The sequence below is a fragment of the Psychrobacter sp. 1U2 genome, assembly GCF_051847575.1.
Map to the genome: position 1 here is coordinate 1 of NZ_JBPYDC010000062.1, position 2375 is coordinate 2375.

General features: G+C 41.9%; 3 protein-coding genes. All 3 read left to right on the forward strand.

What is annotated here, in order from left to right; all coding sequences use genetic code 11:
* A partial coding sequence (locus ACS8FD_RS13045; protein ID WP_439276211.1) for a lipoprotein insertase outer membrane protein LolB occupies positions 1-241 on the forward strand: 241 nt, incomplete at its 5' end.
* Between the two features lie 12 nt (positions 242-253).
* A complete protein-coding gene (gene ispE / locus ACS8FD_RS13050; protein ID WP_439262293.1) occupies positions 254-1207 on the forward strand; it encodes a 4-(cytidine 5'-diphospho)-2-C-methyl-D-erythritol kinase in 954 nt (317 codons plus the stop codon).
* A 64-nt stretch (positions 1208-1271) separates the two neighbouring features.
* Positions 1272-2327, forward strand: coding sequence for a S66 family peptidase (locus ACS8FD_RS13055; RefSeq protein WP_439262294.1), 1056 nt, complete (start codon positions 1272-1274; stop codon positions 2325-2327).
* The last annotated feature ends 48 nt before the right edge of the window (positions 2328-2375 follow it).

Genomic DNA, 2375 nt, shown 5'->3' on the forward strand with positions numbered 1-2375 from the left:
ACAAAAAGCCACTGGCTGGCAAGCGCCTATCTCACAAATGCCGTATTGGATATCAGGGCGCTCAGCACCTTCAGACAGCACCCCACAGCTTGATGCGCAAGGTCGACTCATAAGCTCAGTTAATGGTCAATGGACGGCAAGCTTTACTTACAAGGGTACAGATAAACTGCCTGCTAAGATTAGCGCTGTGCAGCCAAAAGGCCACAAAGTCATCATGACCATTAATCACCAAAACAGCTGATAAATATAACCAATGACGACCGATAATTCCTTGACTTCAAAAGCGTCTATAACACGCTTATCTCCTGCCAAGATAAATTTATTTTTGCATATTATAGGTAAGCGTGCAGATAACTATCATAATTTGCAAACGGTTTTTCGCCTACTTAATTGGGGCGACTATTTGCATTTCTTAGTTGCAGACACGGTAGTTACGATTAATGGTCAAGATGTAAGTAAGATCTGTCGTCAACTGTTGACCTTGTCTGGTGCAGATACTATTACTAGTGTTATAGAAGATAATTTAATTGTTAAAGCCGCTCATGCTTTATTGGCTGCGACTTTGCAGTCAAAAAAACTACCCAAGCAGCTACCGCAAGTATGTATTGGTTTAGACAAGCGTTTGCCGATGGGTGCAGGTTTAGGCGGCGGCTCTTCTAATGCCGCAACTACCTTATTAACATTAAATGAGATTTGGCGATTTAACTTCACTCAAGATGAGCTGATAAAAATCGGTGCGACGATTGGTGCAGATGTGCCAATATTTATTTTTGGGCAAGACGCTATCGCTATGGGTATTGGCGCAGAATTGACCGCCATTAATTTACCGAAACAGCACTATCTAATCCTAACACCAAATGCTCACATCAATACGGCAACACTCTTTGCGCATCCTAAGTTACAGCGTGATATCACACCACTCTCAATACAAACGATTGAAAATCAGTTTGACAATTATCTGCAACACTTAACTGCACCCTATCACAATGTTTTTACTCCAGTCGTCACCAGCCTTGCGCCCGCGGTTGATGAAGCATTAGATTATTTGAAAAGTTTAGAAAAAGTGGCATCAGGCACAGCACGAATGACTGGCTCTGGTAGCGCAGTGTTTTTACCATTGGATGCGGGTATTGCCAGTGATAAGGCGCTGTTGGCAAAGTGGATTGCAGAGGCGCCTTGTATGGGGTATGTGGTGAGAAGTTTATAGATATTACTTAAAAAATAGGGTGCGAACAGCCTACCTGAAATACTTAATCAAATAAGAGTTTTAGATGATAAAACCAGCCAAATTAAATAAAGGAGATACTGTCGCTACCGTATCCCTCTCTTGGGGGGGAGCAAGTGAGCTTCCGCATCGTTATCAAGCTGGCAAACAGCAATTTCAAGATACCTTTGGCGTGAATGTCATCGAAATGCACAACACCCTAAAGCCTGCTAAATGGTTACAAGAAAATCCACAGGCGAGAGCAGATGACCTACATGAAGCGCTGACTAATCCCAATGTAAAAGCCATCATTTCTAATATTGGCGGATCAGATAGTATTCGCCTATTACCTTATATTGACTTCGACTTAATTCAGAAAAACCCAAAAATATTTTTAGGTTTCTCAGACTCTACCATAACCCATTTTATGTTTTACAAAGCAGGTGTTACCTCGTTTTATGGCACCAGTCTATTGGTTGGTTTTGCTGAAAATGGCGGTATGCATGACTATGTCATTGAAGATATTAAACGCACTCTATTTTCTAGTAGACCTGTTGGGCAGATTCAGCCAAGTACCGTTTGGACAAGTGAGTGGCTCGAATGGGAAAACTCTGAACTTGCGACTAAAAAACGCATGATGACCCAAAGCCGAGGATGGCGTTGGTTAAATGGTCAGAGTAAACAACAAGGAAAAGCTGTAGGTAAAGTAACTGGTGAGCTGCTTGGTGGTTGTATAGAAGTACTAGAGTTTATGAAAGATACGGCTCTATGGGTGAGTCCTGCAGATTGGCAGGGCAAAATCTTATTTATTGAAACCTCCGAAGATCAACCTTCGCCTACCTTTTTTAGATATTGGTTACGCAATTATGTAGCATCCGGCATTATGGAACGCATTAGAGGAATTATTCTTGGGCGTCCTGAAGATAACAAATTCTGGCGAGAGTATGATGAAGTGTTACTCGATGTGATCTACAATGAAGCTGGACTGAGTCATTTGCCAATCATAACAGGGATGGATTTTGGACACAGTAGCCCGACTTTTACCCTACCCCTAGGTGTAAAAGCGCAGATTGATTGTGACAATCAAACTTTCTCTATTATAGAAAGTGGCGTTAGTAAATAGATTGAGTCATCAAGCGCAGTAGCAAAGACTTGTATGGTGTGGCCTAGC